Raw genomic sequence first — 25553 nt, 5'->3', positions numbered from 1 at the left:
TCAACACCTAACTGACATACTTCCGGCAGCGCCACACTCATAAGGGAAATGACCAACGATCCTACGATAATTGCTCCAATCCCATGAATGGATCTGTCCGCGTTTGCTTCAAACATCCTTCTCACCCCCCTTCAAGTCTTTTTATTGCCGGCCATTGGCCCGCGGGAGGTTTATTTCACAGCTGCATTCAGCTTGTTCTTCAGATAATCAACACCTAACTGACATACTTCCGGCAGCGCCACACTCATAAGGGAAATGACCAACGATCCTACGATAATTGCTCCAATCCCATGAATGGATCTGTCCGCGTTTGCTTCAAACATCCTTCTCACCCCCCTTCAAGTCTTCTTATTGCCGGCCATTGGCCCGCGGGAGGTTTATTTCACAGCTGCATTCAGCTTGTTTTTCAGATAATCAACACCTAATTGACATACTTCCGGCAGCGCCACACTCATAAGGGAAATGACCAACGATCCTACGATAATTGCCCCAATCCCATGAATGGATCTGTCCGCGTTTGCTTCAAACATCCTTCTCACCTCCCTTCAAGTCTTTTATTGCCGGCCATTGGCCCGCGGGAGGTTATCAAACAGATGATTTAATATCCTTTGTCAGATAATCAAAAATTTCTTGGGTTATTTCCGGTAGTGCAACGCTCATTAATAAAAGAACTAGGTGCCCTACAATAATTGCGCTAACCCCATGAATCGTTCTATCGACGTTCTCCTCTGTGATTAGCACACCAATAGAACTAATAACAATTAATAAGACAAAAGGAAGTATGATCTCTGTGAACTGCAATATCCCTACCAAACCCTCTATTTCCCTCCAATAAAAAAAGAGCCGAAAATATCAGCTCTTTTCATGTGTAAAATTCGAAACCTACACTATTCACTATTGTTAAGTATCAGGCCTTAACCCTCTAAAATATTCAACGATAAGATCCGGCAGTTCAGTATAGTAATAACCATAAATCGCACCGGCAACGACCGATATAATTCCGATCCAGGCAATAAAGTTCAATATTCGATCCACATTCATTCCAAACATATAATCACCTCACCAAAGAAACCGCGGAACCTTTAACACCTATAGGTATTGGCGGGAGATTAAAGAAATCGAAATGAACATTGCCTTTAATCGTATAATCTACACTTTCACCAAACTTCTTTTTTTGCCCTTCAGAGTTACTGGAGACTTGATAACGGCCCTGGTAATGTGCTTGATTGTATTCATCGATATTTTCTTTAGCCTCGGCAGTAAGGCCTCCATTACGCTCAATTTGAGTGGTAACATAACTTTTAAACTCAATGGCTTGCGTAAAGGGAACAATTGCCCCTGCAATTGCAATAATAGCCATTAAAAGGAGTCCAGTCAGAACCATATTTTGTAGGCTGGCTACGTTTTGTTCCATTTCCTTTCCCCCTTTCTATGAAAATTTCAGGCCCTCAGTAACCAAGTTATAAATAATCGCACCCATATACCCAGCTAACAAAATGAAATTTGCTAATGTTAGTTTGGTTGGGAAAAATACAAATGAACGCGATTTAATATTGATAATCTCGTCTATGCCCTCAAACAGTTCATCACTGGCTAACTGCCCAAGTTCCGTTATCACAGATTCATCAGATGTATACTGGCTATAGTCGTACAACATGGTCATAAAGCTGATATGAGAATCAGAACCGCCAGAATAACGAGCGAATGCCAAATACGGTTCAATCGAGTTGGGTTTATCATTAATTTCACTCATGAGATTCTCTAAAGCAGCTTTTAAATCAGATCCGTCTTCCAAGCGACGTAATATTTTATTAAAAACAGTATAGATAGAGTTATGCTTTTGTTTTAAGTATGGCATAACCAAACGCATGAACTTAGAAAAGGCAAGCTGTTTCTTAAATAGGAAACCCCTATATTCTTTTTTGGCCTTTGCATAATCCAAGTACCAAATATAGAAGAATGCAGGGATTGCTAAGAAAAACCATAGCTTATTTATTAAAATACCTGGTGGTATAGCTGCAAGAGTAATCAGAAGTGACTTTATTAGTCTCTTTCTTTGAAATAATGTAAACTCTTTTTCTCCATACCCCATCTTTTCGATCATTTCATAAAGGTCTTTTTCTGCGAACTTGTGCCAAATTGATCGCTTCTTCATATTTTCACTTCCATTATCTCGTCATCAGCCATTCTCTTTTTGAAGGATAAAAAGTAAAGGCCTATCACAATTAGATAAACAGCACTAAAAACCCATCCAATAGGTGAATGAGCATAAACATCAATAAACTTTTGCCATCCTAAAGCGTAAGAAAGAGCCGCAATGATACCTAGTCCATAAATAGCTGTTTGCCTAAATTCATATGCGTGTCTCTCTTTCTTTTTCAGAAAATCTTTTTGTTTCTTCATTGCTTTATTATGCCAAGTTTTTATGTCTTTCATTGATTCAATGCTGGTTCTTCCTTCGAGAGCAGCAGTCGTTAGTTGCTCTAGATATAAGTCAAAGATTACATCTTTCTTATATTTTTCCCGCATCTGACTAAAGGCAGCTATCTTTTTATCATCCGAAGCATCGATTAGATCTGCGAGCAAATTTAAGAGATCCTTTTTGAATTCCCCTTTAGCCCGTTCAGTAACAAGCCTCAAGGCCTCTAATACAGTTTGATCTGGATTGGTTAAAATCTGAGTCATATTGTTAACAAATCTGTTTCTTTCGAGTAAAGCTTTTTTCTCATATTCACGCTTAATATTTTGTGGCATTGCAATACGAAATCCATAAATTACGCCTGCAATTGAAGCAATAGCTGCTAACCACCAGTAATAGTACAAGACAAATACATAAAGAAATACAACGGCAGCCGGCAAAACAACCTGTTTATAAATATCCTGACGGTTAACTTCTTCTTTTCCATAGGCAACTTTATAGGCATTTAATTCATCTAAGTCAAAGATCCGGCCCTTTGATTTCATGAATCACCAACTCCGACCAATACTTGGCTTTTTACTTCTTCAGGAAGAAATATCTCTGGCAGCGATGCCCTAAATTCAATCATTCGATGCATTAATTCAGAACTGATTTTCCCATAGTCAGTTCTCAGCTCGTCAGTCTCCGTTTCGGTCTGTTTAAAAATAGTCGTTGCTGTTCCATCTGAATGGTATTCAACAACCTCACTTAAATAACGCTGCACAATTCCATTAATTTTACGTTTCTTAATATGGACACCTAATTGAACATACCGATAGAAATCTTCAAGGAAGCTGTCGTCATCAACATTAAACGGACCTACTTTAGCCATTTTCAACATTCGCTTTGGAATAGCCCTGGCATCAACTGCATGGAGCGTAGTAATTAATTTATGGCCGGTTAAGATTGCATTCATGATTTCATAGGCTTCTTCACCCAATGTCTCTGCAATAATCATCCACACTGGATGGTTACGCAAACCAGCTTTAATTAGTTGCGTTATGGTCATATTATTATTAGTGATCCAGCTAAAAATATCTTTCTCAGGAAACAATTCTTTAGCGTAGTTATCTTGAACTTCCTCAATGAGTAAAATTCGTTCCTCAAATGGAATATGGCTCATTAAATATTTTTGAAGTTCTGTTTTTCCAGTACCTGTTTCCCCTGCTATAAAGATGTTACATCTCATTTTCACTATAGCTTCAAAAAATTCTTGCATCTCTAGAGGTGCAAATTCATGAAAGTTATCGTCATTGAGTGCTAACCGAGCTCTAGTTGCCCGCAAAGACATTGTGGCCCCATAGGGAGAATTATGCTGGTGTATTGCATTTAACCTTAATTTTTGCAGTGTAGCATTTAAAGAAGCTTTATTAGGCGTTAACTCTCCTCCTGACGCGCTGGCAAACTTTTGGATAACTTTATCTATAAAGTAAGGATCTTTTTCTTTATCGAACGGATATTTGTATTTCCCTTTGGTGTTTGATTCAACAACAAGATGAGTTGCATTGTACGATATGTCAGTTATGTCTTCGTCCTTCATAAGAGACTCTATAAATCCCAAACCGACAAGTTCCTGGATCGCATAGTCTAAGTATCCTTCCCGACTCATAAGGAGTTTGTGTTTATCTAACAGATACTCTTTAAGCTCTTCTCTTTTTTTCTCGTCTGTAAAAGCAGCAAGATAGAGCGAGATATTATCTTTTTTCAACTGTATGAGGATATCATCCAATGTTTTACGGTCAATTAATTCTTTCATTCGGTAATCCCTCCGCCTTGATCTTTGCTTAATTCCTCTCTTGATATGAAAGTATTTCTCCCTTTCCCCATTTTTCCGACGACCACTTTGTTGACATAACCAAGGTTCTTACTGATATTTTGTCTTAAATCAGTGTTAGGGAAATTAATATTATTGGGGTTTAGATCACCTATATAAATACCTTTATTAATCACTTGTTTGCTCCCTTCCTTTTCAATTGATTTTTCCCGAGATGTGATATGGGAATCAATCAGGAATAGCAAATCAATTAATGATTCCTTACCTAAAATGGGTAAGCGTCTCTTTAAATCATCAATAATCTCAGATTTCCCCTTTGTATACAGGCTATTTCTACGACAAGCCATCTCAATAATCGATTCTTCTTCTTCGGAATTTAGAACGTCCTTCAACATTTGTGTTACAAGAATACTCAACTGTTTTCCTCCTTCATCTTGTCTTCAGTCAACATTTTTCTTGGCCCCTTTAATGAACAAAATTAACGCTTATTTCTAATAATCAATTGTTTATTGATTAACTGAACCTCATCATTGATTTTCACTTTCTCAAATTGCTCTTTAGAAACCAGAACAGCATGTTTTTTCTTCTGATTGTCCTGAATTAGCAGCCAATATCTCGTTTCATTAGAACTTGTAATGTCATTCGTTTTGGCTCCTAAATTTGAAACAATTTTTGTTTGTTCTTTGGAGAAGTTTTGACTGCCAAATATAAACCAATAAGGAAAATAAAAATTGTGAAAGTTGTTTCCGATTGCTTTTTGATTTAATGTGTTTTTTAAGTTGCCTTTATATAAGGTGTTGCGATTTAATGATCTTTGCACATTATTTACAACATTGCTCCGGCCGTTTTTAAATATTGAAGAAGATGATGCTGCAGACCGGTTTGTGACATTTCTAGCAGCGTTCATGGCACTTTTACTTGTTACCACTCTGGAAGAAGAAGAGGACACCCGTGCCCCACTGCTCGATGAACTTGAACCTTTAGCAGAGCTGGCAGCTGCACTTGCTCCGTTGATCCAAACTGTATTCAAAATAAAAACAGCAAGTATCGCGACTAAAAAGTGATTTTTCCGTTTCACTTTTGATCACTACCTTGCTGCACCTTTTTTTCTTTAACTTGACCTTGCACCGGATCTTGAACGTATTTCATATAAGGCGGCCGATAAATAAAGACTTCATTACCTTTAATCTTGATATACGGCTTTTCAATATCTAAAACATCTTCTGTGTAGGATTGAAAGGATTTAGTCTTTTCTTTCCCCTTGTCGATATATGCCACTTTTACTGTCGGACGGCTGTCTGTATCATCTGAATTTAAATAATCAAACCAGACAAGATCATATTTTTTTACAGTTTCATCTTTTTTTACTTCAGCAGATCTTTCCTCAACATTGCACCCTGCTAATACCGTAATTGCAGCTAACAGGAACAAACTAACCAAAACAGACCTTTTTTTAAAAAGCATCCTCTTGTCCTCCCTAATCATGTTATTCCTTTACAATTTTTTCGACTTTGGTGTAATCATCATTAAATTCCACCGTATAATGATCACCATCAGCATTAACATCATACCAGCTAGAAAAAAATCTCGATTCAATTTGCAGATGTTTCTTAGAAACGTTTAGTTCGTGAGCTACTAGTTCGTATCGTCTTGACTCTTCCTGCTCTGATTGTTCATTCATTTGCTCTAGACCATGTCTTACTGAACCAGTCATGGCTATTACTCCCACTATTAAGACAATCAGCACTATTAACGCTATTATTAAGAATACAATTTCTTCCTTGTGTCTTTTTAATATCCTTTTCCATCGGCTTTGATCCTGCTTCTTTTTTCCAGTCATTTTTTCTTCTCCTTAGAACGCCGCATATTCTGCGCCCATAGTTCCTTTACAGTTAGAAAGAATCCAAGAAGTGGTTGTTTCTCCATACCTTTTCAGCAATTCTGTTTCCGAATTAACCAATAAATTAAAATAGATACTGCGGCCAATCGATAGCGCCACCATAAAACCAATATTTCGAATTGGAATCATTTTTTCAAAATCACGTAATGTAATAAATACCTGTCTATCGCATTTAAACTTTTTCAATGAGAGTATTCCTTGGCACAAACTTGAATAAAGATGCTCTATGAATATAGATTTTGTTAAATTAACCAACGCATTTTCAGAGTCGCTAAGAAAGATAGCAACCGGTTTATCTGAAAATCCAATATCCTGCAGATGGATACTCGATTCAGAAAGCTTTTTAAATGCTTCACCGTTCAACTTGGCTTTTATATTAAACAAAATTGTTTCCTTAACTTCCTTGGTTAAATCCTGTTGATCTAAAATTTCTGAGGTGTTCATATCTAGGCTTTTAAAGGATACTGTTTCGCCTCCTGCAGCTGACTTCTCGATAAGCGTAACAAGTTCATTTTTAAATACGCTGCGTGCTAAAACTTTAAAAGGGCCGTCTTCATCTTCAAAGAGATAATAAGAAATATCATCAACAGTTTCGTTTAACTTATCTGCTAGCCCATTTTTTTGAAGCTCCACTAAATACTCCAATGGGTTGTATTGCATGGAACTGGCCGTATCAGTATCTTTAAATTGATAGACCTCATATCCAAAGTTTTTTAACTGTACAGCAACCTTTTTGAATAGCTCATCATCCGGATCATTGAATACCAATGATGGCCGTTCATCTAGACTCTTGGCAGCCAATTGTGATAAGACTCCCAAAATTCTATCCGTTGTATATTCACTACTTTTAATAACAGCATTTAGTCTCATTTCATCAATCTCCTATCATTTTTAGTTAAGTTCCCGTCTTAATATTTGAAACGTAAGTCACCGGATACGTTGTGCCTCGTTCATCGGTTAAAATGATCTTGATTGCCTTTATAGCCCCATCATTCGACTTTAAGTATTTGAACTGATAACCTTTATGATCAACTTTGACATTTGAATTCTGCTCAAACTGTTGAGCGAAAACTTTTTCAAATTCACTTTCAGAGATCCTGGCTTCACCAGGTTTCACCCTTACACTATTGTCTAAGCTTTTAATACCGGCAATTTTCGCTGATTCATTCATGGTAGAGATGACAGCGTTGTGCCGAAATTGTTCAGCACCATAAACCGTTATATAGAAAATTGCAGCAGCGCCGACGATTATTAAAAGCACTTTCGAAAGACCAAATTTCATGCCATCACCTCATTTGCTTTTATGAACCATGACCTTTTATAAAGATTAAGATATTTGCTGCCACTAAAAACACTGAGTAAATAGAATAAATCACCTTATATTTTTTGTTAGGTGCTGTTTTCAGGAAACCGAGGGAACCTATTAATACGATTATCGCTACAACTTGAATATAGATATAATAAGTATTTAAAAATTCGACCATCATAATCCACTCCATTTCTTTATTAAAAAAAGCCTTGATCGACTCAAGGCTTTTCCTGTTGTTTATTCTTGTTCAATCCATTTTAGATCCTCATTTGTCCATCCTTCAGGTAAACCCTCTGGAAACGGATCTTTTTTGTTAACCGGCTGAAGCAGTATTTCATCTTTATCAACTGTGTTTGAATCCATTGTCGCGTACATATAGGCTGTCACATCGATTTGATTTTGGACAACAACTTTAATTCGGTGAACACCGATTTTTGGTGAATCTGTATGAACATCATACTTACCTAAATCCATCCATACCGGAAGGTAAAATTTCCTTCCCCCATCAATAAGCTCGTTTTTAATACGTTTATCTTTTTTATCTTTTTGAGACAGTGAAAACAAGCTGCCTGTCTTTTTCTCTACAAAAACTTGAGGGAGCTCATAATTGATATCTGTCGTTTTGACGTTTCCTGTTTTAGATTCTTGCTTTTTAACCTGATCGAGGGTGACTTTTGATGTCTTCTTTGATGTTGGATACTCTAAGTAGCTGTCAATTAATGACTCAGGAACATTTAAAACAAATGGATCTTCATTATAGCTGCCGCCCAATTCATTCGAATAAGACAAACTCATTTTATGTTCAAAACCGTAGCCTGTCTTCATTTTAGGAATTTCACTTGTTGAAACAGTAAAGGTTTCATAAAAGCGTTTTTCTTTTGTAGTTGGTGTAATTTCAGTCATAATGACGCTTTTCTTGTTGATTGATTTACTTTTTGTCGCATCTAATTTCAGTGTAGTCTCAGAACTCGTAAAACCGTGCGTAGTGAGCTCGGATGCCTTGGAGACTACATCTATATCATTTTTGTTAAAACCCTCTAATTTGACCGTATACGGCTTATTTTCATTCACCTTCAGCCCTGATGACGGAATTTTCATATTAAGGGTTTTAGGTAATGTTTTTGCAGTGTATTCCTTAAATGCAACAACATCTTTACCTTGATATAGATTGACTTTTATTTTTGCATCATCCATGCCCGTTGTATCGTTCTTATAAATATTTGTTTTGGATAACGTTAGTTTTACCGGAAGTCCCTTATTTGCTTGATCAGTATATATTTGAAGCTTATCTAAGCCTACTTTTATTAAAGGAACATCATAATAAAAAGTGATAGTTATGTTGTCTTTACCAACCTTCCCTGTCACCTTCTTTGTCGATACCGGCCTGTATGTGTAATCACCTTTCTTTAAAGACTTTGAAGGTGAATATGAATAAGAGTCACCCCTATATTTCGTGTACTCCTCTTTTTTAATCAATGTTTTATCGCGATTATCCTTATGGAGCACAGTTATTTTCCTCTGAAGCTTATAGTAAAAAGTAATGGTTACATCCTTATCCCCCAAAGTTCCATCTTTCTTTTCAGTGCTTACTGGGACATAAGTTTTTCCGTCCTTAATTATTTTTTTCTCTGGGGTATAACTGTACTTGCTGCCAATATTCTTGGTTTCAGTTGTTTTCTTCAGAAGAGTCTTTTCATCTTTATCTTTGTGTAAAACTGTGATCTTTTTTTGTCGTTTTTCAAAATGAACTGTAAAACCGGCTTCAACTACTGGATCAACAACAAACGTGCTGCCCATTAACCGTTGGTAACTATTAGAGTTCGGTAGATAAAGCAGTGAAGCCAGTTGATTGATTGTCCCATTGACATTTCCTGTGGCATAATCAGATCCATAATCTAAGGGCGCTGTAAAGTAAAAACTTTGTCCGTCATGAATAGTGATTTTGCCGCCCTTTTGAGTTTTGCCACCCTTTACATGAATAGTTACTTTAGAAGGGACATTTAAGGTAACAGTTCCGTTTCCGTTTAATTTGATGGTTTCGGATTTTTGCTCACTTCCTGAAATCGAACTAGAAACCTTCTTCTTACTAAAAGAGACTTGGTAACTAGGAGCATCACCCTTCTTTGCATGTTGGATCAACTTCCATACTTCAGAATCCTGGTTACTATATGTTCGTTGATCTCTTTTTCCATCAAGCCAGTTGTTAAGGGCCACATAGGTTTTGACCATATCGGTCATTGTCTTTCCAATTTCGTTTCCGTCCCCGCCAAAACCATAGTATAGAATGGCCTTTACGCCATCATCATACTGTCGTTTAGGAACGCCATATGAGTGCCCTCCATACGGTGCAGGCTTGTCAGGATCAATACAGTAAACAATCGTGTCACCTATCTTGATATAGGCAGTTTCATGCGTTATTCCATGCGGATCTTTCCAGGAATACGGACCCTTTGCAACAGCTGTAGCTGCCTCCGCTGAAGAAGTAAAAAAGGGCGTAAAAAAAAGCGCTGCAGCAAATGCCACGGCACTGAGAACCCACACACTAAATTTACTTACAAGTTTCATGGTCATCACCTTTCATTTGAATACTCGTTGGCGAGGCCTGTTAATCCTTTTTTAACAAACACGATCGGACCTACAATAATGTTGTTTAGAAACATGGTCATCTCCTCCCTTCTCAAGATTCTCTGTAGATTTTTCACTTGATACACCAGCTGGCAAAAGCTTAATTTTCCGAAGTAAACTAAACCCAGCCGGAGGTAAATAAAAAATTGTTCTCACAACAAATCCCCTACCCCTTCTATCAAAACAAAGAAAAATTATAACTCATGAGTCTCACCTCCTCTGAGCAACCTGTTTCTGAAATTCTTTTTCTTCCTTCAGTTTTTTAAAAGCAGAATATAACGCCAAGAATATTATAATGGTTGTAATCACAAATAATGTGATTACACCACCATGAGGAACATAAATGATAAAGAGATATATCCCTGTTGACACCAATCCGATCAATATTGTTACAATTAATGCATTTAAAGCAGCTTCCCTATCCATCATTCTCACTCCTAGAAAAATCACCACTCCTAAGAAAAATCACCTTGATAGATACAACAATAAACAAATGTAACGAAACAATCGTAGTAAATATATGAAACGATAACTTGTAAATGTCTTTGGGGTTTAGGGTACTGATGCCCATCCATTCTGGAACTGGTACATTGTTTTGATTAAAAACGTAAAGTAAACCAAGAATTGTATAAATCAAAATCTGCAGTTTAATAAGATACAATGCAATATTTAGCAGCTTTTTAAAAGGAATGATCATAGAATTAAACAATTCATCTTTATATGTTGATAGACAACAGCGCTTATAACTAAAAAACTCCGACTGGCTACAAATTTTCTTGAATTCAATCGAAGGCTTTTCTTCATTTTCATCAGGTAAAACACCTATGCTTTCTAAAATCCCCTGTGTTTTTTTCCAAGCTGATTTTTCCTTAATATATCTAGCCAGTGGATGTTTTGAACTCAGAAATTTCGCTTTCCATCCCTTTACATTGTTCTGAACATAATGGTGCCCAAGTCCACTTGCAAGCGCAAAAGTTTTAATTAGAGCATCATCGTCAGTGAACTGAGGTACTATAATTTTTCTTTGAATGCATTTTCCATCCTTTATATCCCGTTCATACTCATAGCTGTTGCTAAGAGAATTTTGAAACCTTTCTTGAATAACAATTCCTTCTTCCTCGATCAATTGGGTGATTTTCGCAACAGCGTTTTGACCAAATTCATCGCGCCAATTCTCTTGAGCAGTTATCAGTTCCACTAAGTCACACCCTCCTTCGCTTTTCAGACTTCTTAGAAAATGCATATAAAAAGAACGGCCATATTAAGACCGTTCTTCTGCAAAGTGCTCAATTTGAGTATTAAATATATTAAACTTAACCTTATATTTTGTTTCTCCTGAAATAACTGTATAAGTATCATCTCCCCAAAAAGAGCGAATCACAAATTGACTCTGAGGGATGTTTAATTTTTCAGATACTAGGTCATATCTTCTATCTTCTGCTTTTTCCGAATAATAGTAGCCACCTATCAACATTAAGATTATTACTAAAATGAATATATAGTATGGCTTATAAGAAGGTTTCTCGAACACAGCCAAGTTATTCCCCTCTCTTATAAACATCATAATCATTGCCTGTTCCATTATTACCACTACCAACGTGATTATAATTGCCATTATTAAAATCATTCACAAAATCGTTGGCATTCTTCATAGTGTTGCTACTTTGTGATTGCTTGCTTTTTGTATTTGAAGAGGACTTGTTACTGGACGTGTTGCCAGAACTCTTGCTTGACGTTGATTTTTTACTCCCCGCGCTGCTACTATAGCTTTTTGTACTGCTGTTTGATGATTGTTGGTTGTTGCTACCTTGATAGCTCTTACTGCTGCCGGATGAACTGTTTGAATAAGAATTTCCGCTGGATCGTGATGTAGAAGATTGTGTGTTGGAACTCGATCTTGATGCACTTGAGTGTGAGTTAGAACTCGATTGTGATGATGCTGCAGTATTTGTTGAGCCTGAATTTTCTTTTGTTGAATTTGAAGTATTCCCTGATGTTTCCTGCTTACTTCCCGTCTTTTCTTCAGTTACTTTATTTGAATTATCGCTTTGTTGAGCTGTACTTGAGGATGACTTCTTACTGCTGTCTTTTTCACTTTGCTCTTTAGCCTTTATCTTTTCTTTAATTTCTTTAAGTTTTTCTTTGAACTTCGCTTTACTCGCCTTATTTGATACTTTGTTGATTTCCTTTTCAAGTTTCTTATAAGCTTCCCAATTGTATGATGGCTTTTTGATAATCTTTTTTACTTTCTCTATTTGTTTTAACTGGTCCTCAGCAACATCTAATTCCTTACTGAGATCGGAATATAATTCCTTGCTGATAGGCTTTACTTTTTCAACAACTTTTTCAGCTGTATCTATTTTCGTGTCAGTTAAGTCATCAACAATTACTCCGTTCACAATATCTTCGTGAACAGCGTCTTCTGCCTTTAACATAATGGCCGCGTTACTTACTTTCCTTACCAGGCTGGCTTTGCTTTTAGCATCAGAAACTTCTTCTGTTAATTTTTTTGCCTTCTCAATTTTCTTATTGGAGATATTATCAGCCAAATACGTATATTTTGTTGAAGAATACAATGAATCAACAGCTGTCATAGCTTGTTTTAGCGTTTTTTCTTCTGCTTTAGCTTGGTATGTATGAAATAAGATAGATCCAGCTACTCCCGTTACTAAAACTCCGCTAACTACTCCTGCGACCAACTTTTTCTTTCTCATATCTAATCATCGCTCCCATTTAGTATTGATTTTTACGATTTGAGCCTGAAACATATGATGTAAGATAAATATTGGTGACACTGAAGCAATCAGGGTTCACACGTTTATCAATGATCATTTAACAGTCCAAATCGTGAGTTTGTAGCAGTTGTAACTCACCAACTCTATATCAGCCAAGTATTTAGAATCAGAGATTCTAAATCTGATAATGTAAGCCAAACTTGCTGTCTACCAACGCCTTTCGCGTTTCTCGCACCAAGAAGAACATATCACCCAAAGATATTGCATGGCCTTTATACCTTTGGAGGGGGACTTACCCTAGTATTCAATTAGTTTTTGTCAGCACTTTTAGCAACCAACAGCAGAGTATATTCTGCACTCCCAAGAAAACTTTAGTTTTCCGCCCATTTACACTTGGTAAAACAATGGATTGGTAAGCTATTATTGTGCTAAATCACTGACAAACGTGTGAACCCTGTCTCAGCATCATTCCTTTTCAGAAATAAACTCTTTTAATACATTGTCAGGACGCGTAACTAATGCAATCCCCTTTTTTGTCCGATAAACATCTACTTGTCTGGCTCCTCTTTCCAGAAGAATTCTTTTGATTTCCTGTAAATCTGTATAGCCAGTTTCATGCAAGAAGACTGATACTTTTTTAGCTCTGCCACATTTGTTGATGTTTCTCATAGGTTTTCTTGATTTCCGAGGTGCTTTTGGAGGCGTGAACATTGGTCTTTCTTGTTTAAGAGGTTTAATGGCTGCGCTTGTAAAATAAAGGCCATTCCCTGGGTGTCTACGTTTACCAATGATTTTCCCTTCACGATCTTTAACGTTTCTAATCGCTTTATAACATTGAGATAGTGGTCTTTGTGTTTTAAATTTCGTATGAATGCAGTCTGTACCCCAAATTTCATATATGCTGCCATTGAACATTTTTACCTCAGCACCACACTCTCTAATATCCTTCTCAGTCATTTTCTTGTCGAGTAATAGAACTTTTGCCAAGCTAATTCCTCCTATAAATTTTTACAAACAAAAAAGCTGCCATGACATCGATAGTCTGACAGCTCCATTTCTCATTTCACCCTTCAAAGCACATAATAAAGCCTAATGCACTTTTTGAATGATATGAATACTTAAATGGGGCAAGTTCACACTAACAGATGTCAAATCTGCCTGTGAGCTATATCGCTAAAGTGCTTTAATTCACTTTGTGATAGCCCAAATTTAATTTTGTTTAATTATTAACTGAATTGAGATAAAGCATCTCTTGTTGTATTATAGTTACATACTTAACTTTACTGTTAACTAACAGTTAATCTCCAAATCAACGCACAGCTAACCTTTAAGTTAATTTAACCGTTAAAACAAACAAATTTAGCCAAAAAAGAGTGACTTTTGTACCCCTTTTTTTGCTTTTTTTCACTGTTTATATAACAAGAATAACAAACATTTTAACTGGTGTAAAGTTATTTTAACCAGTTTATTTAACTGGGTGTTAAAAATTTTTTTGAATCCTGTAGTGAGGTGGGAAGAGTGGAAGATAGAGGGATGTTTGAACTCTCCACATATTTAAAAACTAAACGACGACAAAACAATATGACTCAAACTGAGCTAGCAAACCGCACAGGATTAACTTCGGCATATATTTCGCAGATTGAAAACGGAAAGAGAAAGAAGCCCTCTCGTGAAGTGATTAAAAAGTTGGCCAAGGTCCTTTCAATCCCAAATATAGAAGTTATGCAGCTGCTCGAATTTATTGCTGAAGAGGCAGATGAAGAAAAAACTGAACAAGAACCAGTTAAAAACCTGCAACTATTTGATATTACAGGACTCTCCGAAAAAGATATTCAACATATCCAGGAACAAATTGAACTCTTGAAGATCCGCGCTGCATTGGAGAGAAATAAAAACGGCTAACCCATTAACCAGGTTAGCCGTTTTGTTCAAGCTCTCAAACCATGCCTTTTTGAGCCACTTGAAAATTCTGTTCTTGTTCAACTGAAGAATGTAAGCCTGTTCCAACAAACACCACGGCAGTAAGCGCAACAACACTTGAAATAACAACGAAACTCATTTTTTTCATGATAACGCCTCCGTTATTTTTAGTATTTGGTCTTTCGCATACAATGCCTTTTTTAAGAACTCGTGGCTATTTTTTAGATCCCCTTGCTCTTCATAAAGATCTGCGACACCCTTTGCAATTTTCGAAACGTCAGGCCATAAATTTTTTTCTTCGAGATAAGCCAATGACTGTTTCACTTTTTGCACAGAAGGTTGTTCATACAGGTAAAATAGGATGTCTAACTTGGCCCTGTACTCGCAGTCATTATATTCTTCACATTTTTCAAGTCCAAGTAGATACCACTCGTATGCTCTTTCCCTAAAACCGGCATTGTAGGAAGCCCTAGACAGCATATAGACCGTTTGAAGACCTTTTTCCGACTCCTTGATCCAGTCATATGAATATGCCTTTTCAAAATAATAAATGGCCATATCATATGATTCACGCTGCCACTGAATCAGCCCAAGATTATGGTAAATCTTTGCTGTAACCATAGGATACCCATGGAACTCCGATTCAGTCAAGGCGCTCCTGAATGATGCTTCTGCTTCATCTAGACGGCCCATATCATACAGGTTAACACCCATAATCATACTGCATTGTATAGCATCATCTTTATGCATATCATGTTTTTCAAAAATTTCTTTTGCTTTAGCAATATGACTAACAGAAAATAAGTGCTGATCAATCGCATAATACGCAATTCCAATCTTGTAATGAAACTCAGCAAACTTTATATCACCAACGTCTGGAATCCTAGATAACTTTCGTTCCGCGGCCTCATAATACGTTATTGCTTTTGTATAATTTTTTTGATAATACTCATAATCCCCTGCACATAAATCATAGTAGTAAGAAATCAAGAGCTCATGGTTCCCTTTACTTAACATTGAGACAACATTAGCCAAAGAACCAATAGCATCCTTTCCAAAGGCTATACTATGCGAATAATCCAATAAATAAAAGTATTCAAGAAGCTCCATTTCATCATTACGCTCAGACAATAAACTTTCTATCTCATGCTTCTTATCAATTGATTCCTGTGCTTTCCCCGCTGCAATAAACTCATTCCAAGTATTTAAAAGGTTTGCCACGTAAGGGGAAGGAATTTCTTTTCTTGCAATTGATGACATAATGCTCTTCCCTCCAGCTGATCTTAAACAGGTTATAACTTACATATCGGTCATATCACGAAATCACTAAGACAAGGAACAAATCAATACAAACAGAACATTTAGTACATAGTGTTAAGTGTTCTCTTCCCCTTTATTCGGTTTGTAATGAAATAATACTAAAACATGTAAGCACAATCCATATATTTCTTACAGATTAATTCCCTAGTCACTGAAGGTATTCTTTTATATCTAAATGCATTAATATATTAAAATATCATTGTTCTATCAAAAGAACAATTCTCTATAAAAAGGAACTTAAAACCGGAGGTTTTAAGGAATTTCGCGTTTTTTGTGTAAATCACTTGACTTTTCGAACTTGAAACTGGCAGGATAGCTGACTGCTCTAGGAAACAGGCGCGAAATTCGATTACCTATAGCAGACACGTAAAAAAATAAACGTGCTGCTATAAGGTAATCGATCAGTTTGAAACTGGCGAGGTAGTGATGCCTGAGGTTTCCAGTACTGCCTTACTATCGCCAGGCTTTCGCCTGCCATGGTCTTTTTACATACAATGCTTGTCCTGTATGCTTCTTTTATGGGTTTTTCTTGTGTTCTCTCACACGCCCACACTCCATTGTGTGACGTTATCATAAAAGATTGACCCTGGTTACCCGCACCGTAGTGCGCCAAGCAACCTAGTGGTTTCTCCACATTCTCCGGACCGTTTATGGCCGTCCGCGCCATTCACCACAAGCGCAGCAAGGAACGCTTATTGTGGTATATCCCCGGGTTTGCGGTGGACGGGGCAACTCCTGACGTCAGTTTATTTTACACCCCTTAACGGCAGCTGGGTGACAAACAAAAAACGACAGAAAATGGTTGTTTGATAGCGCTCAAACAACCATTTTCTGTCGTTTTTAAAATGCCGAAAACTATTGACGTATACACGTGTTTTCGGTAAAATAAAGACATAAATTAAGGAATGGATTGTATGAGTGCCATCATACAAGACAAGAAGTGTTCGGTGCTGCAACATCGGACACTTTTTTATTGTCATTTTTTATTTGTATTCACTTTATACTCATCGAGATTTTATGTATGAACTCTTATAACCTTGTTGTCTCCAAACAACAGGGTTTTTTGTTGTGAAAAAGATTACTAGAATCGTTTTTTTCTGTCAAATCTTTCTCATTGACTTTAACTGAAAGTTTAACTTGGTTTTAATATACACGATTTTTTTTCAGACGTAAAGCCCCTCTGATATCAAAATGATTAATTTATTAAAAATGATGATATCACTGATATCACTTAATGATTAAAAGTAACTTAATCCCTTCTATATTAATGGTTTAAAAGTGATATCAATATATTGACTTACTTCCCTTTTGATGCTAACATTAAGAAAAAATGATATCAAAAGGAGTGCTAATTTATGAACATTGGCCGCATGAACGTAGACTTTGGAAACAGCATGTATATGAATATAATAGACAATTATTATTTCGAACTCCCTACTAATGTTGTCGAAATTAAACAGGAATACGCTGAAGGAATGTTTACAAGCAGCATCGATGATCCGAAAGATTTAAAGGATCGCATAATGATCTCCACATCTATTGAAGGTGAAGAAAAATTTTATTTAGTAGGTGAAATCGCAGAAAAAGAAGTTTTAGGAAATAACCACATAAAAACTCTACATAATAAAGTTGAATCACATATTCCTTATGTTATGTTTCTAGCTGCAGTTGCCTATTATCAAGCTGTAGATCCTAAGGACCCTAAGAAGGAAGAACGCGATCAAAATGATAATGAAGTAACCATAGAATACTTTCAAACAATGCTCCCTATTTGGCTTTTGAAAAAACTTAACAAGTTCAGTGAAACGCAACAAAAAATGTCAGATAAATTCCAAGGCAGCCACCAGGTTAAAGTGCTTACGTTGGGTATGGAAAAGGATTTAAAAATCACGGTAGAAAAAGCTGTATGTAGAACAGAATCGGAAGTCGCTCGTTGGGCACTAAAGAAAACTCCTGATTTAGAAAATAACCCAATGGCAGATCTATTTAAAAACAACGATGTGGTTATGTCTGATTTAGGTGGTGGAACTGATGACCTTGTATTATTACCAGCCGGGCTTAAAGCTCCTGTAAACCGCGACTCTTTTGTTTCAAACACAGAGGCACCTTTTTTGGCCCACTTAGAGAAACTCAGAAAAGAAAAACTGCTTGAGCACTTTAATAATGTTCGTGACCTTGAAAAATTCATTTATACTAACATCACCAAATCTAAAATGGAACGGATCGATGGTAACACCGGTAAAAAATATGATCTAACCGATATTATAAAAAAATCATTAAAAGAGTATACTGAGATTAAAATAGCTTTAGTAGAAGGTTCATTTACTCCTCCAAAAGATAAGACATATAAGTACGTCTACTTTGGTGGTGTTGCAGAAGTTCTTAAAGAGTTTATAGCTGCTGTAACTGAAGAAAAATATGGCCGTGATATCTCCGAGTCTAATCATATTGTTGTCGATGACGCGAGAAAATTGAACCTAAATGCCTTAGAGATTATTAGTCGTTCTGAGCATCCAATAACAGCATAGGTGATAATATGTCTGATGAAAAAGTAAAGATGTTTATCTGTCGAACAACAAAGATGTCTGATGAAATGTATAACCATGTTACAAAACGCATCCAAGATTTCGATTCGGGCCAACACAAGGGTACTTTTCGCGAATATGCTTTTTATTTAATCCAGAAAGAAATGGATGAAATAAAAAAAGGAAAAACTGAGAAAGAAAAAGATCCGCATGTACTTGATGTACTGCTAGAGCTTAAAAATACCGTAAATAAAGAGTTTCGCCGTATTGGTCAGAAAATTGACCAGAAAACAATTATTGGAGACACAACTTCACCAGCTAAAAAAAGTACCAATTTAACTGAAGGAATAATCCTGGATGATGTTGTTACTGGTGAAATAGATGAACCAATTGACAATGATTATTAAAAAAGGAGCCTAGTAAAAACTAGGCTCCTTTTTTATTTTAGCATTCCTAATTCCTTCATCACCTTTTTTACTGCAGCATTAACAAATTTACTTTGTCGCTTTGTCTTGCTCAATGGCTTGAGAGCCTCCACTACAGCCGGCTCAAAGTAAACACCAACAAAAATATGGTCATTACTCTGCTTATTATTGATAATGTTATTAATATCATCATCAATATTGTCATTAATATCATTATTATTATTAATATCATTAATATTATTGTTATCGTCATTATTATTAATTTCTTCAAACTGACTTATAAATGTTGATGCAGCGCTGTTTTTCCGTTTTATTTTGTCTTTCATATCATTCTTTTTATTGGACACGTTCCTCAAGCTCCTTTACAAATGGTATGTAATACTCCAAAGCACTGTTTAACTCTTTATTATCTTCAAAACCATTGATGGGCAATCTTCGAGTTGCTGCTTTTCTTTTGATAATTGCCGAAAAGCGTTTTCCTTCATATTCTTCATCAATTAATTCAACCATTGAATCATTTTCCTTTGCCCTGGTATCAATTATTGCAAAAAGAATACCTGCCACCTCTAAATTGTTTTTAGATATTGATCTCGATTCTTCAACAATATCTATAAATTTCTGAATCGCATAATAACAAAACATCGAGCCATCAAACATAATGACTGCATAAGACCCGGCAGGAGAATAAGTGCAAAGGCTTAAAATAGTTTGCTCCCCAAGATTAGGCGGTGTATCAATTATGATGTAATCATAACTATCTAGAACTGGCTCTAATGCCTTTGATAACGCATCCAGTCCTTTCTTTTCTTGAAACATAATTCGCGGTAGAGTTGCGAGAAAATCATTGGAAGGTATTAAATGCAGATTATCTGTAAGTCTAAGAATGTACGGTTTAGCATTTCCCTCAATAATTGCTTCCAAGACTGTCCTATTTTCAAATACATTACAGATGTCGTACTCGCCTGTGAGAAATGATGTTAAGTTTCCTTGGCCGTCCATATCAATACACAGAACCCTTTTTTCTTCACTCAGAAGACGTGCTGTAATGCCACTTGTTGTTGATTTAGAACATCCGCCTTTAGATATACCAAACGTTATGATTTTGGCTGCCATCGTTTTCCCACCTTTTTGGTTTGTTACTGAAAATAATAACATGTTTCAGATCAATATTGATATTATTAACCTAAACAATAATATTATCAATATCAATAATGTTATTGTTATTAATATCATTATTGATTATATTTTCAATATTATTATTGTTATTGAAATTAACAACAATAATAATAACCCCGTTAAATTAAACGGGGTTTTGGCTTACTTTATTGATCCTAAAAGGCCTTGAGAGGAATATCATCAATTTTGTAAAAGTCAATATTAGCTGCATTATTGATCCTGAACGGAGAATCGAATTCTTCAAATAAATAAAAATTCCCTTGCTTTGCTGAGCAGTGAATACAATACTGTTGTGAATTTTTCCTTTTTGCTATTGAAATACATTTTTCGATGACAGGATGGTTAATTAACGACAATTGATTTAAGGTTTCATTTGAAAGATGACTCAAAGGAAAGAAATCCGGTTCATCGTCTTTATACCATTGACTAAAATAAATTTCTTTTGAGCCAACTAGTATGGGGTCACCTGGATCTCCATAATATTCATATTCATCACACATAACACCGTACACAGGTGTAGATTTGTAGCAATTCCAGCAGCTACGATGTGACTTAACTATGTTGAAATCAGGAGAAAATTTTGTATATGAAGGCTCATAGTCTAACCATCTAGCGAAATCATCATTATCAACAAAATATCCTTCTGTATACCACTGTTTACGTAATGGATGCCATTTAGCTCCTTCTTCCTTTGCTTTTTCCTTCTCTTTATAAGGAACATTTAAATAATATCGGTGCCATTCCTCTCCCTCGTAATGGTCCGACTGCTTTTGAATTGTATTACTCTGTATACCTTCATCATCGGTATTGCGGCTAATATCATAGTTGTCGGAGTTACCAAATAATTTGCTGACAAACTTAAACACAGGTTTCACTCCTTCTGTCTCCCTGTAAAGTTACGATTTTTTGAGTATTATAACATGTAAATTTCAACAAAATTATCCATCAGATAAAAACCACTCCCTCTACAATAGGGAGTGGTTTGTTTAAATTTCTTATAGTGTGGCGATACTTTATTCTGAAGATAATAGGGGAGGGGAAAGAATATGAAATGCAAACATTGTGATAAAACTGTCAGAATGTCAAAAGAAAAATATAAAGCAAACAATAAATTATGCTCTAGTTGTCTTAAATTATGGAAAAAGATTGGCCGTACCTGGGGAAAGGTTTGTTAAGAATAATGCAACACACCATTAATACGAGCAAGGATAATTCTATATGAATCATCTTTGTTGTATTTTTTTTGAAACCAATCAATTACACTCTCATTATTGAGGGCCATTTTAAGGATTTCTCCCGATAATTGTGTTTTGGTCATATCACAGGAAATGGCGAGTTTCTTCAGCTTTTTATGTGTATCTGAATCCAATGAAGGGCTAACTCTTGTTTTTTTGTCTGAACGTACTTTTCTTTCTTCTACCTGGTTAATCGTTTTTTTCTTCATAATGTCTTCTCCCTCCTATTAATATCAGCTTTCTGAGATTATCCCACTAACACTGTAACACCGTAACATTTTTCATCTGTTACCATGTTATTCTGTAACACTTCAAAATATGTACAAAGTCTAAACAATGGGCTTTTCACTCTACTTCAGCTCCAACAAAATTATAAACAAATAGCACCTGTAAAAATTTCAATAATATTGAAATTTTTTGTTATTATTTGTTATAACCGCTTAATTCGTATGGTAATTTTGATATTAGATACCATAAAAAGGAGGAAATGTCATGAAAAAGATTAGAAATGTTCTAGTCTCTTCAGCTTTAAGTTTTACATTATTACTCCCTGTAACAGCACCAGCTGCACTGGCTGCATCAAAGCATGATTTTTGGTTTGAGTTTAAACACCAAGTTACATCTAAAACCTATAGCCGCGGCGCTAGCAACATTAAGATTTATACCCATGCTGACACAGGCAGTAAGGGTGGCACTTTTAACATTGAACTATACAGAAAACAGAAGAAAGGAAAAGCAAAATATCTAGGCTCTAAAAAGTTCTCTCAAAACGGTTCAACTACAAACAGTTATGGAAACAAAACTAAAGGGAAATTTTATTTTATTATGAAAAAGAAGAATAATGGAGCATCGACAGGAGGATACGGGGACATTTACAATTAAGTAGCAGCTTATTAAAAGAATAGGGTGATATAGTGTTACTTAATAGTTTTATTATCCCATACGTTGTTTCTGCTTATGTTTTGTTTATTGTTTATCGTTTAATTGCAGTTTTCGTTCTAAAAAAACCGAGATATACAATTGAGAAAAGCATTTATATACTTGCTGCTTTTGTTTATCTCACAGGCGTTATTTGTATGACGCTATTTCCGATTCCAACTGACCCTTTATTAATTCATGACAGAGCCGCAGAAGGCTTCCAAGAAACTAATAACCTCATACCTTTTAACACCATTAAGGATGCACTAACAGGCTCAAGTTTATCCGTAACTGTTTATCAGCTCGGCGGAAATATAATACTCTTGTTCCCTTTAGGATGTTTTCTCCCTCTTCTTTTCAAAAGAATGAGAAAAGCAAAGCGTGTGATTATCGCTGGGTTTATTGCTTCGCTCATCATAGAAACCTCACAGTTTACCATTTCATCAACGATTGGGCTCACATATAGAAGCTTTGATGTAGATGACCTTATTTTAAACACGATAGGATCTGCTTTTGGATACCTTTTTTATAAGTTCGTTTATCCAATGGTTAGACAGGAATTATTTGAAGTGAGCAGCACTGATAATGCGCCTAAGAAGCAAAAAATACGAAAACATATATAAATGCAAAGAGGTAGTGACCTTAATCCATGAGAACCAGTAGCCCCTGGTTCTTTTTTATGACTAAATAGTTCTGAACAGGCCAAAGAAGCTGCCTGGCTCTAATTCCGGATATTTGGTATTGATCTCTTCCTTCAGCTGTCACATTCCACCATACCTCCCTTCACATCCTGATTCGAGAACTTCAGTCTTCCGACCTGTGTAAAAATATAGATAATTATGGGGTTTTTTGTTGAAAATCCTTCTTCTATATGGTAATTTTGTTTTGTATTACCAATCGAGAAGGAGGGATATTTGTCTTGATAACAAAATAAAAGGGTCCTAGATCCAATTAGGTTTCACATCATCGTTGCTTATTATTCTTGCAATTTTGCTGATTGAGCAGTAACGAAAATTCCAAAACTCCAAGAATAGCCCCCTACCATTACTGACTCAAATTATCAGCTGAATCTATACTCCATAGAACTCCTCAGTAAAATTTTAATTTCACCAGTGAAAAACATAAAAAAACTATAAAAAAATAAAGGAGCCAGTCAAAATGAAAGCACATTTGAAGTATTGGTCCATAGCAGCTGTTTTGGGTATTTCTCTTTTTGATTTCATGGGAACAAGCAAAGTAGAGGCAGCAGAGGTAAAAGATTCTGTGCCTATTGAGGAAAAAATTCTGTCACAGAATGAAATTGAAGCTAAGAAGGAAGAGATTGCTTCTCAGATTAAAATTTTTGACGAAAATAATAATGAGATTCATCCTTATACAATTGAAGAGCTGAAAGGCATGATTAGACTCACAGAAGAGCAGCCAGAAGATAATCCAATAAAGATATTGAAAAAAACATATTCAACAGGATACTTCGAATTCGGCTCTAACATTTGGCTAGGTGGCGGACCAGGAAGCTATGGAAAACCTTACAAAGACCCAACTACCACTATCATTACTTATAAGGGAACAGCTAGAGCATTTTCTGTAACCGCATATTACAATGGAAGAAACGGTCCTGGTGGACAAGCCAAAAAAATTTCTTTGCCGGGTGGATGGAAAGGCCAAATGCATATGAATTGGAGTTTGAAAAAAGGTAAGAGCTATCGCTTCAAATTCAAAAATGAATCTGGCGGCGGTAAAATTACAATTAATAATGCTACCTTATGGTATAACTAAACGTGATATAAAAAAAGCAGACCCGTTAAGGTCTGCTTTTTTCTTGCAAATACTCTCGATGTTCTTCCCCAAACAAATGATCATCTTCATCTGTGAATATATAAAGCTTATATTTTTCCTTTGCATCTTCAGACAGATTATTATTTAAATATTCACGAAGCTGTGCTTCACTTTTGGTGTGATCCATACCAATTGTAATTGCCGGATCTGTTCGTCCTATTTCAAAACTAAATAAACCAAATTCATCCCAAGCATTTTCCAACACTTCGGCAGTTGAGTCTTCAGGTGATTTTTCATCTGTGTCCCTTGCATATGAAGCCGTATTAAACATCAACAAAAAAGAAGCTAAGACTAAGAATCCAATGAATTTCTTTTTCATTTACCCGCCTCCTTTGTTTCCAGTAAATATCTTCCTAACGAGTATATCATGTCTAGCACCTAAAATCTCAGCCAATTTTAAATGCAGAAAGAGAAATATCGTTATTTAAGAAAAGTCCTGTTAATCACTTTCTTCTCCAGCGCATGGCTTCATCGTTTCAGTATCCGGCTGCATCTTTCCTTCAGTTGCACTTGGTTCGATTCTGGATCCCTAGCATCGATCTCTTTCTTCAGCTGCCGACCACCGGCGCCGCCGCGCATGGCTTCATCATTTCCGGATCCGGCTGCATCTTTCCTTCAGTTGCACTTGGTTCGATTCTGGATCCCTAGCATCGATCTCTTTCTTCTGATATTTTTTTATTCTTCAACCCTATAACTTTTAAATATTACGCCTGGTGTCCGCCCACAAGCTTTGCCCGTTTTAATGCAGTTCCAGCTGTTGTATAAGAAATGGCTCTTAAAATCGCATCTGAGCCGTATTTTTCCCTAATGGAATCCATAACATAGCCAAGTTGACGTTCCTTTTCACTGTTTTCTTCAAAAAGAGACATCTGAAATTGGTTATCATCAACTACGTTCCCTAATGTAACTGATAAGCTCCTTACCGTTTGACCTTGATAGAATTTCTTAAATAAAGCAACGCACGCTTTATAAAGTTTCATCGTGATATTCGTGGGTTGGTCAATTGTTAAAGACCGATAAAAGCCGCCTCCCCCTATTGTTTGACTATAACCTACTCCTAAATGAATGGTTCTGCCTGCCTTTTTAGCCTTTCTAGCACGACTGGCCACTTCTTCACACATTTCTAATATGACTGATTTAATTTCAGCTTCTTCATCGTAGTCCCTCAACAAGGGGTACTGCCGACAAAACGCAGATATTATACGCTAAGACATTTTTTGGATATAAAAACCCTGATTTTTCTACGCTAAGCAGAAGGATCAGGGTTTAATATTTTTCTTCGTATTCTTTTGGTTTCGTAGTTTCTAAATAATGTCATGTTGAACTAACGCACCCGTTTGTTTAAGTACATTGTTTCACATAATTCACAAAGAAAGCCGGTTTTCTTATCGAAAAAC

At 36.1% G+C, this 25553-nt stretch carries 31 protein-coding genes and 1 pseudogene; 6 read left to right on the top strand and 26 right to left on the bottom strand.

Annotation, left to right across the window (positions count from 1 at the left end):
- Nucleotides 1-170 precede the first annotated feature (170 nt).
- The 18 genes from NSQ76_RS20675 to NSQ76_RS20590 all read right to left on the bottom strand — a co-directional run bounded on the left by NSQ76_RS20675 (nt 171) and on the right by NSQ76_RS20590 (nt 13788).
- Nucleotides 171-323, bottom strand: a complete 153-nt coding sequence (locus NSQ76_RS20675; RefSeq protein ID WP_273796973.1) for a hypothetical protein — start codon at nt 321-323, stop codon at nt 171-173.
- Between the two features lie 54 nt (nt 324-377).
- Nucleotides 378-530 carry a hypothetical protein gene (locus NSQ76_RS20670; protein WP_273796973.1) on the bottom strand — a complete coding sequence of 51 codons (153 nt, stop codon included), beginning with the start codon at nt 528-530 and terminating at the stop codon, nt 378-380.
- Nucleotides 531-1054: 524 nt separating this feature from the next.
- Nucleotides 1055-1414: a hypothetical protein gene (locus NSQ76_RS20665; protein ID WP_163189890.1), complete on the bottom strand. Its 360-nt coding sequence runs from the start codon at nt 1412-1414 to the stop codon at nt 1055-1057.
- A gap of 15 nt (nt 1415-1429) precedes the next feature.
- Nucleotides 1430-2155, bottom strand: a complete 726-nt coding sequence (locus NSQ76_RS20660) for a hypothetical protein (RefSeq protein ID WP_163189891.1) — start codon at nt 2153-2155, stop codon at nt 1430-1432.
- Nucleotides 2152-2964, bottom strand: a complete 813-nt coding sequence (locus NSQ76_RS20655) for a hypothetical protein (RefSeq protein WP_163189892.1) — start codon at nt 2962-2964, stop codon at nt 2152-2154. Before NSQ76_RS20655 ends, NSQ76_RS20660 begins: the two co-directional genes overlap by 4 nt.
- Nucleotides 2961-4214 carry a CpaF/VirB11 family protein gene (locus NSQ76_RS20650; protein ID WP_163189893.1) on the bottom strand — a complete coding sequence of 418 codons (1254 nt, stop codon included), beginning with the start codon at nt 4212-4214 and terminating at the stop codon, nt 2961-2963. Before NSQ76_RS20650 ends, NSQ76_RS20655 begins: the two co-directional genes overlap by 4 nt.
- Nucleotides 4211-4648 (bottom strand): hypothetical protein, encoded by a 438-nt coding sequence (locus NSQ76_RS20645; protein ID WP_163189894.1) that lies wholly within the window; start codon nt 4646-4648, stop codon nt 4211-4213. The genes NSQ76_RS20650 and NSQ76_RS20645 overlap by 4 nt, the downstream gene beginning before the upstream one ends.
- A 62-nt stretch (nt 4649-4710) precedes the next feature.
- On the bottom strand, nt 4711-5310 hold the full coding sequence (locus NSQ76_RS20640) for a hypothetical protein (protein WP_163189895.1): 600 nt from the start codon (nt 5308-5310) through the stop codon (nt 4711-4713).
- The gene (locus NSQ76_RS20635; protein ID WP_163189896.1) at nt 5307-5696 is read right to left on the bottom strand and encodes a hypothetical protein; all 390 of its coding nucleotides are present in this window, start codon (nt 5694-5696) and stop codon (nt 5307-5309) included. The genes NSQ76_RS20640 and NSQ76_RS20635 overlap by 4 nt, the downstream gene beginning before the upstream one ends.
- Nucleotides 5697-5718: 22 nt before the next feature.
- Nucleotides 5719-6072 carry a hypothetical protein gene (locus NSQ76_RS20630; RefSeq protein ID WP_163189897.1) on the bottom strand — a complete coding sequence of 118 codons (354 nt, stop codon included), beginning with the start codon at nt 6070-6072 and terminating at the stop codon, nt 5719-5721.
- 12 nt (nt 6073-6084) lie between these two features.
- Nucleotides 6085-7002, bottom strand: coding sequence for a type IV secretory system conjugative DNA transfer family protein (locus tag NSQ76_RS20625; RefSeq protein WP_341055859.1), 918 nt, complete (start codon nt 7000-7002; stop codon nt 6085-6087).
- A gap of 25 nt (nt 7003-7027) precedes the next feature.
- Complete coding sequence (locus tag NSQ76_RS20620; RefSeq protein WP_163189899.1) at nt 7028-7414, bottom strand: hypothetical protein; 387 nt, start codon at nt 7412-7414, stop codon at nt 7028-7030.
- A gap of 264 nt (nt 7415-7678) precedes the next feature.
- The gene (locus tag NSQ76_RS20615; RefSeq protein WP_341055858.1) at nt 7679-10006 is read right to left on the bottom strand and encodes a thioester domain-containing protein; all 2328 of its coding nucleotides are present in this window, start codon (nt 10004-10006) and stop codon (nt 7679-7681) included.
- Between the two features lie 270 nt (nt 10007-10276).
- Nucleotides 10277-10492, bottom strand: a complete 216-nt coding sequence (locus NSQ76_RS20610) for a hypothetical protein (RefSeq protein WP_341055857.1) — start codon at nt 10490-10492, stop codon at nt 10277-10279.
- On the bottom strand, nt 10485-11264 hold the full coding sequence (locus tag NSQ76_RS20605) for a hypothetical protein (protein ID WP_341055856.1): 780 nt from the start codon (nt 11262-11264) through the stop codon (nt 10485-10487). The genes NSQ76_RS20610 and NSQ76_RS20605 overlap by 8 nt, the downstream gene beginning before the upstream one ends.
- A 63-nt stretch (nt 11265-11327) precedes the next feature.
- Nucleotides 11328-11603, bottom strand: a complete 276-nt coding sequence (locus tag NSQ76_RS20600; protein WP_273796988.1) for a hypothetical protein — start codon at nt 11601-11603, stop codon at nt 11328-11330.
- Nucleotide 11604: 1 nt separating this feature from the next.
- Nucleotides 11605-12780 (bottom strand): toxin Cry1Ac domain D-VI-related protein, encoded by a 1176-nt coding sequence (locus NSQ76_RS20595; protein ID WP_341055855.1) that lies wholly within the window; start codon nt 12778-12780, stop codon nt 11605-11607.
- Nucleotides 12781-13266: 486 nt separating this feature from the next.
- A complete protein-coding gene (locus NSQ76_RS20590) occupies nt 13267-13788 on the bottom strand; it encodes a hypothetical protein (protein ID WP_341055854.1) in 522 nt (173 codons plus the stop codon).
- A gap of 531 nt (nt 13789-14319) precedes the next feature.
- Between NSQ76_RS20590 and NSQ76_RS20585 the strand changes: the two genes are divergently transcribed.
- Nucleotides 14320-14703 carry a helix-turn-helix domain-containing protein gene (locus NSQ76_RS20585; protein WP_273796991.1) on the top strand — a complete coding sequence of 128 codons (384 nt, stop codon included), beginning with the start codon at nt 14320-14322 and terminating at the stop codon, nt 14701-14703.
- A gap of 34 nt (nt 14704-14737) precedes the next feature.
- Here NSQ76_RS20585 and NSQ76_RS20580 read toward each other — a convergent pair whose 3' ends face one another.
- Together NSQ76_RS20580 and NSQ76_RS20575 are read right to left on the bottom strand one after the other, a co-directional pair.
- On the bottom strand, nt 14738-14869 hold the full coding sequence (locus NSQ76_RS20580) for a hypothetical protein (protein ID WP_341055853.1): 132 nt from the start codon (nt 14867-14869) through the stop codon (nt 14738-14740).
- Nucleotides 14866-15981 (bottom strand): tetratricopeptide repeat protein, encoded by a 1116-nt coding sequence (locus NSQ76_RS20575; protein ID WP_273796993.1) that lies wholly within the window; start codon nt 15979-15981, stop codon nt 14866-14868. The genes NSQ76_RS20580 and NSQ76_RS20575 overlap by 4 nt, the downstream gene beginning before the upstream one ends.
- A gap of 1415 nt (nt 15982-17396) precedes the next feature.
- On the opposite strand from NSQ76_RS20575, the gene NSQ76_RS20570 reads away from it, so the two are divergent.
- Both NSQ76_RS20570 and NSQ76_RS20565 read left to right on the top strand, forming a co-directional pair.
- On the top strand, nt 17397-18569 hold the full coding sequence (locus tag NSQ76_RS20570; protein ID WP_163189907.1) for an Alp7A family actin-like protein: 1173 nt from the start codon (nt 17397-17399) through the stop codon (nt 18567-18569).
- Nucleotides 18570-18577: 8 nt separating this feature from the next.
- Complete coding sequence (locus NSQ76_RS20565; protein ID WP_341055852.1) at nt 18578-18973, top strand: hypothetical protein; 396 nt, start codon at nt 18578-18580, stop codon at nt 18971-18973.
- Between the two features lie 32 nt (nt 18974-19005).
- Here NSQ76_RS20565 and NSQ76_RS20560 read toward each other — a convergent pair whose 3' ends face one another.
- The 4 genes from NSQ76_RS20560 to NSQ76_RS20545 all read right to left on the bottom strand — a co-directional run bounded on the left by NSQ76_RS20560 (nt 19006) and on the right by NSQ76_RS20545 (nt 21611).
- A complete protein-coding gene (locus NSQ76_RS20560; protein WP_341055851.1) occupies nt 19006-19338 on the bottom strand; it encodes a hypothetical protein in 333 nt (110 codons plus the stop codon).
- Complete coding sequence (locus NSQ76_RS20555; RefSeq protein WP_306373144.1) at nt 19328-20104, bottom strand: ParA family protein; 777 nt, start codon at nt 20102-20104, stop codon at nt 19328-19330. The genes NSQ76_RS20560 and NSQ76_RS20555 overlap by 11 nt, the downstream gene beginning before the upstream one ends.
- Before the next feature lie 218 nt (nt 20105-20322).
- Nucleotides 20323-21033, bottom strand: a complete 711-nt coding sequence (locus NSQ76_RS20550) for a DUF5710 domain-containing protein (protein ID WP_340816033.1) — start codon at nt 21031-21033, stop codon at nt 20323-20325.
- Between the two features lie 305 nt (nt 21034-21338).
- Nucleotides 21339-21611 carry a hypothetical protein gene (locus tag NSQ76_RS20545; protein ID WP_163189912.1) on the bottom strand — a complete coding sequence of 91 codons (273 nt, stop codon included), beginning with the start codon at nt 21609-21611 and terminating at the stop codon, nt 21339-21341.
- 283 nt (nt 21612-21894) lie between these two features.
- Between NSQ76_RS20545 and NSQ76_RS20540 the strand changes: the two genes are divergently transcribed.
- The 3 genes from NSQ76_RS20540 (at nt 21895) to NSQ76_RS20530 (ending at nt 24096) form a co-directional block, all read left to right on the top strand.
- Entirely contained in the window at nt 21895-22284 is a 390-nt protein-coding gene (locus NSQ76_RS20540; protein WP_341055850.1) for a hypothetical protein, read from the top strand.
- Nucleotides 22285-22316: 32 nt separating this feature from the next.
- Nucleotides 22317-22943: a VanZ family protein gene (locus tag NSQ76_RS20535; protein ID WP_340816034.1), complete on the top strand. Its 627-nt coding sequence runs from the start codon at nt 22317-22319 to the stop codon at nt 22941-22943.
- A gap of 535 nt (nt 22944-23478) precedes the next feature.
- A complete protein-coding gene (locus NSQ76_RS20530) occupies nt 23479-24096 on the top strand; it encodes a hypothetical protein (protein WP_341055848.1) in 618 nt (205 codons plus the stop codon).
- A 25-nt stretch (nt 24097-24121) separates the two neighbouring features.
- Here the strand turns inward: NSQ76_RS20530 and NSQ76_RS20525 are convergent, their stop codons facing one another.
- Nucleotides 24122-24427: a hypothetical protein gene (locus NSQ76_RS20525; protein ID WP_445661679.1), complete on the bottom strand. Its 306-nt coding sequence runs from the start codon at nt 24425-24427 to the stop codon at nt 24122-24124.
- A gap of 433 nt (nt 24428-24860) precedes the next feature.
- A pseudogene (locus tag NSQ76_RS20520) lies at nt 24861-25331 on the bottom strand (DinB/UmuC family translesion DNA polymerase); the annotation flags it as partial.
- Nucleotides 25332-25553 lie beyond the last annotated feature (222 nt).

Origin of the sequence: Bacillus sp. FSL M8-0256, from assembly GCF_038005765.1 — a bacterium.
In the GTDB taxonomy this organism is placed as follows: domain Bacteria; phylum Bacillota; class Bacilli; order Bacillales; family Bacillaceae; genus Bacillus; species Bacillus safensis.
Note: the sequence above shows the minus strand (reverse complement) of the source record. Positions and strands in the feature narration are given on the sequence as shown.

Excerpts from the sequence above, each read along its gene's own strand:
- NSQ76_RS20615 (WP_341055858.1), bottom strand. The coding sequence starts at position 10,006 with ATGAAACTTGTAAGTAAATTTAGTGTGTGGGTTCTCAGTGCCGTGGCA.
- NSQ76_RS20555 (WP_306373144.1), bottom strand. The coding sequence starts at position 20,104 with ATGGCAGCCAAAATCATAACGTTTGGTATATCTAAAGGCGGATGTTCT.
- NSQ76_RS20575 (WP_273796993.1), bottom strand. The coding sequence starts at position 15,981 with ATGTCATCAATTGCAAGAAAAGAAATTCCTTCCCCTTACGTGGCAAAC.
- NSQ76_RS20530 (WP_341055848.1), top strand. The coding sequence starts at position 23,479 with ATGAAAGCACATTTGAAGTATTGGTCCATAGCAGCTGTTTTGGGTATT.
- NSQ76_RS20655 (WP_163189892.1), bottom strand. The coding sequence starts at position 2,964 with ATGAAATCAAAGGGCCGGATCTTTGACTTAGATGAATTAAATGCCTAT.
- NSQ76_RS20595 (WP_341055855.1), bottom strand. The coding sequence starts at position 12,780 with ATGAGAAAGAAAAAGTTGGTCGCAGGAGTAGTTAGCGGAGTTTTAGTA.
- NSQ76_RS20625 (WP_341055859.1), bottom strand. The coding sequence starts at position 7,002 with ATGAGACTAAATGCTGTTATTAAAAGTAGTGAATATACAACGGATAGA.
- NSQ76_RS20565 (WP_341055852.1), top strand. The coding sequence starts at position 18,578 with ATGTCTGATGAAAAAGTAAAGATGTTTATCTGTCGAACAACAAAGATG.
- NSQ76_RS20540 (WP_341055850.1), top strand. The coding sequence starts at position 21,895 with ATGAAAAAGATTAGAAATGTTCTAGTCTCTTCAGCTTTAAGTTTTACA.
- NSQ76_RS20580 (WP_341055853.1), bottom strand. The coding sequence starts at position 14,869 with ATGAAAAAAATGAGTTTCGTTGTTATTTCAAGTGTTGTTGCGCTTACT.
- NSQ76_RS20620 (WP_163189899.1), bottom strand. The coding sequence starts at position 7,414 with ATGAAATTTGGTCTTTCGAAAGTGCTTTTAATAATCGTCGGCGCTGCT.
- NSQ76_RS20670 (WP_273796973.1), bottom strand. The coding sequence starts at position 530 with ATGTTTGAAGCAAACGCGGACAGATCCATTCATGGGATTGGGGCAATT.
- NSQ76_RS20675 (WP_273796973.1), bottom strand. The coding sequence starts at position 323 with ATGTTTGAAGCAAACGCGGACAGATCCATTCATGGGATTGGAGCAATT.
- NSQ76_RS20630 (WP_163189897.1), bottom strand. The coding sequence starts at position 6,072 with ATGACTGGAAAAAAGAAGCAGGATCAAAGCCGATGGAAAAGGATATTA.
- NSQ76_RS20635 (WP_163189896.1), bottom strand. The coding sequence starts at position 5,696 with ATGCTTTTTAAAAAAAGGTCTGTTTTGGTTAGTTTGTTCCTGTTAGCT.
- NSQ76_RS20665 (WP_163189890.1), bottom strand. The coding sequence starts at position 1,414 with ATGGAACAAAACGTAGCCAGCCTACAAAATATGGTTCTGACTGGACTC.
- NSQ76_RS20545 (WP_163189912.1), bottom strand. The coding sequence starts at position 21,611 with ATGAAGAAAAAAACGATTAACCAGGTAGAAGAAAGAAAAGTACGTTCA.
- NSQ76_RS20650 (WP_163189893.1), bottom strand. The coding sequence starts at position 4,214 with ATGAAAGAATTAATTGACCGTAAAACATTGGATGATATCCTCATACAG.
- NSQ76_RS20525 (WP_445661679.1), bottom strand. The coding sequence starts at position 24,427 with ATGTTTAATACGGCTTCATATGCAAGGGACACAGATGAAAAATCACCT.
- NSQ76_RS20660 (WP_163189891.1), bottom strand. The coding sequence starts at position 2,155 with ATGAAGAAGCGATCAATTTGGCACAAGTTCGCAGAAAAAGACCTTTAT.
- NSQ76_RS20610 (WP_341055857.1), bottom strand. The coding sequence starts at position 10,492 with ATGGATAGGGAAGCTGCTTTAAATGCATTAATTGTAACAATATTGATC.
- NSQ76_RS20570 (WP_163189907.1), top strand. The coding sequence starts at position 17,397 with ATGAACATTGGCCGCATGAACGTAGACTTTGGAAACAGCATGTATATG.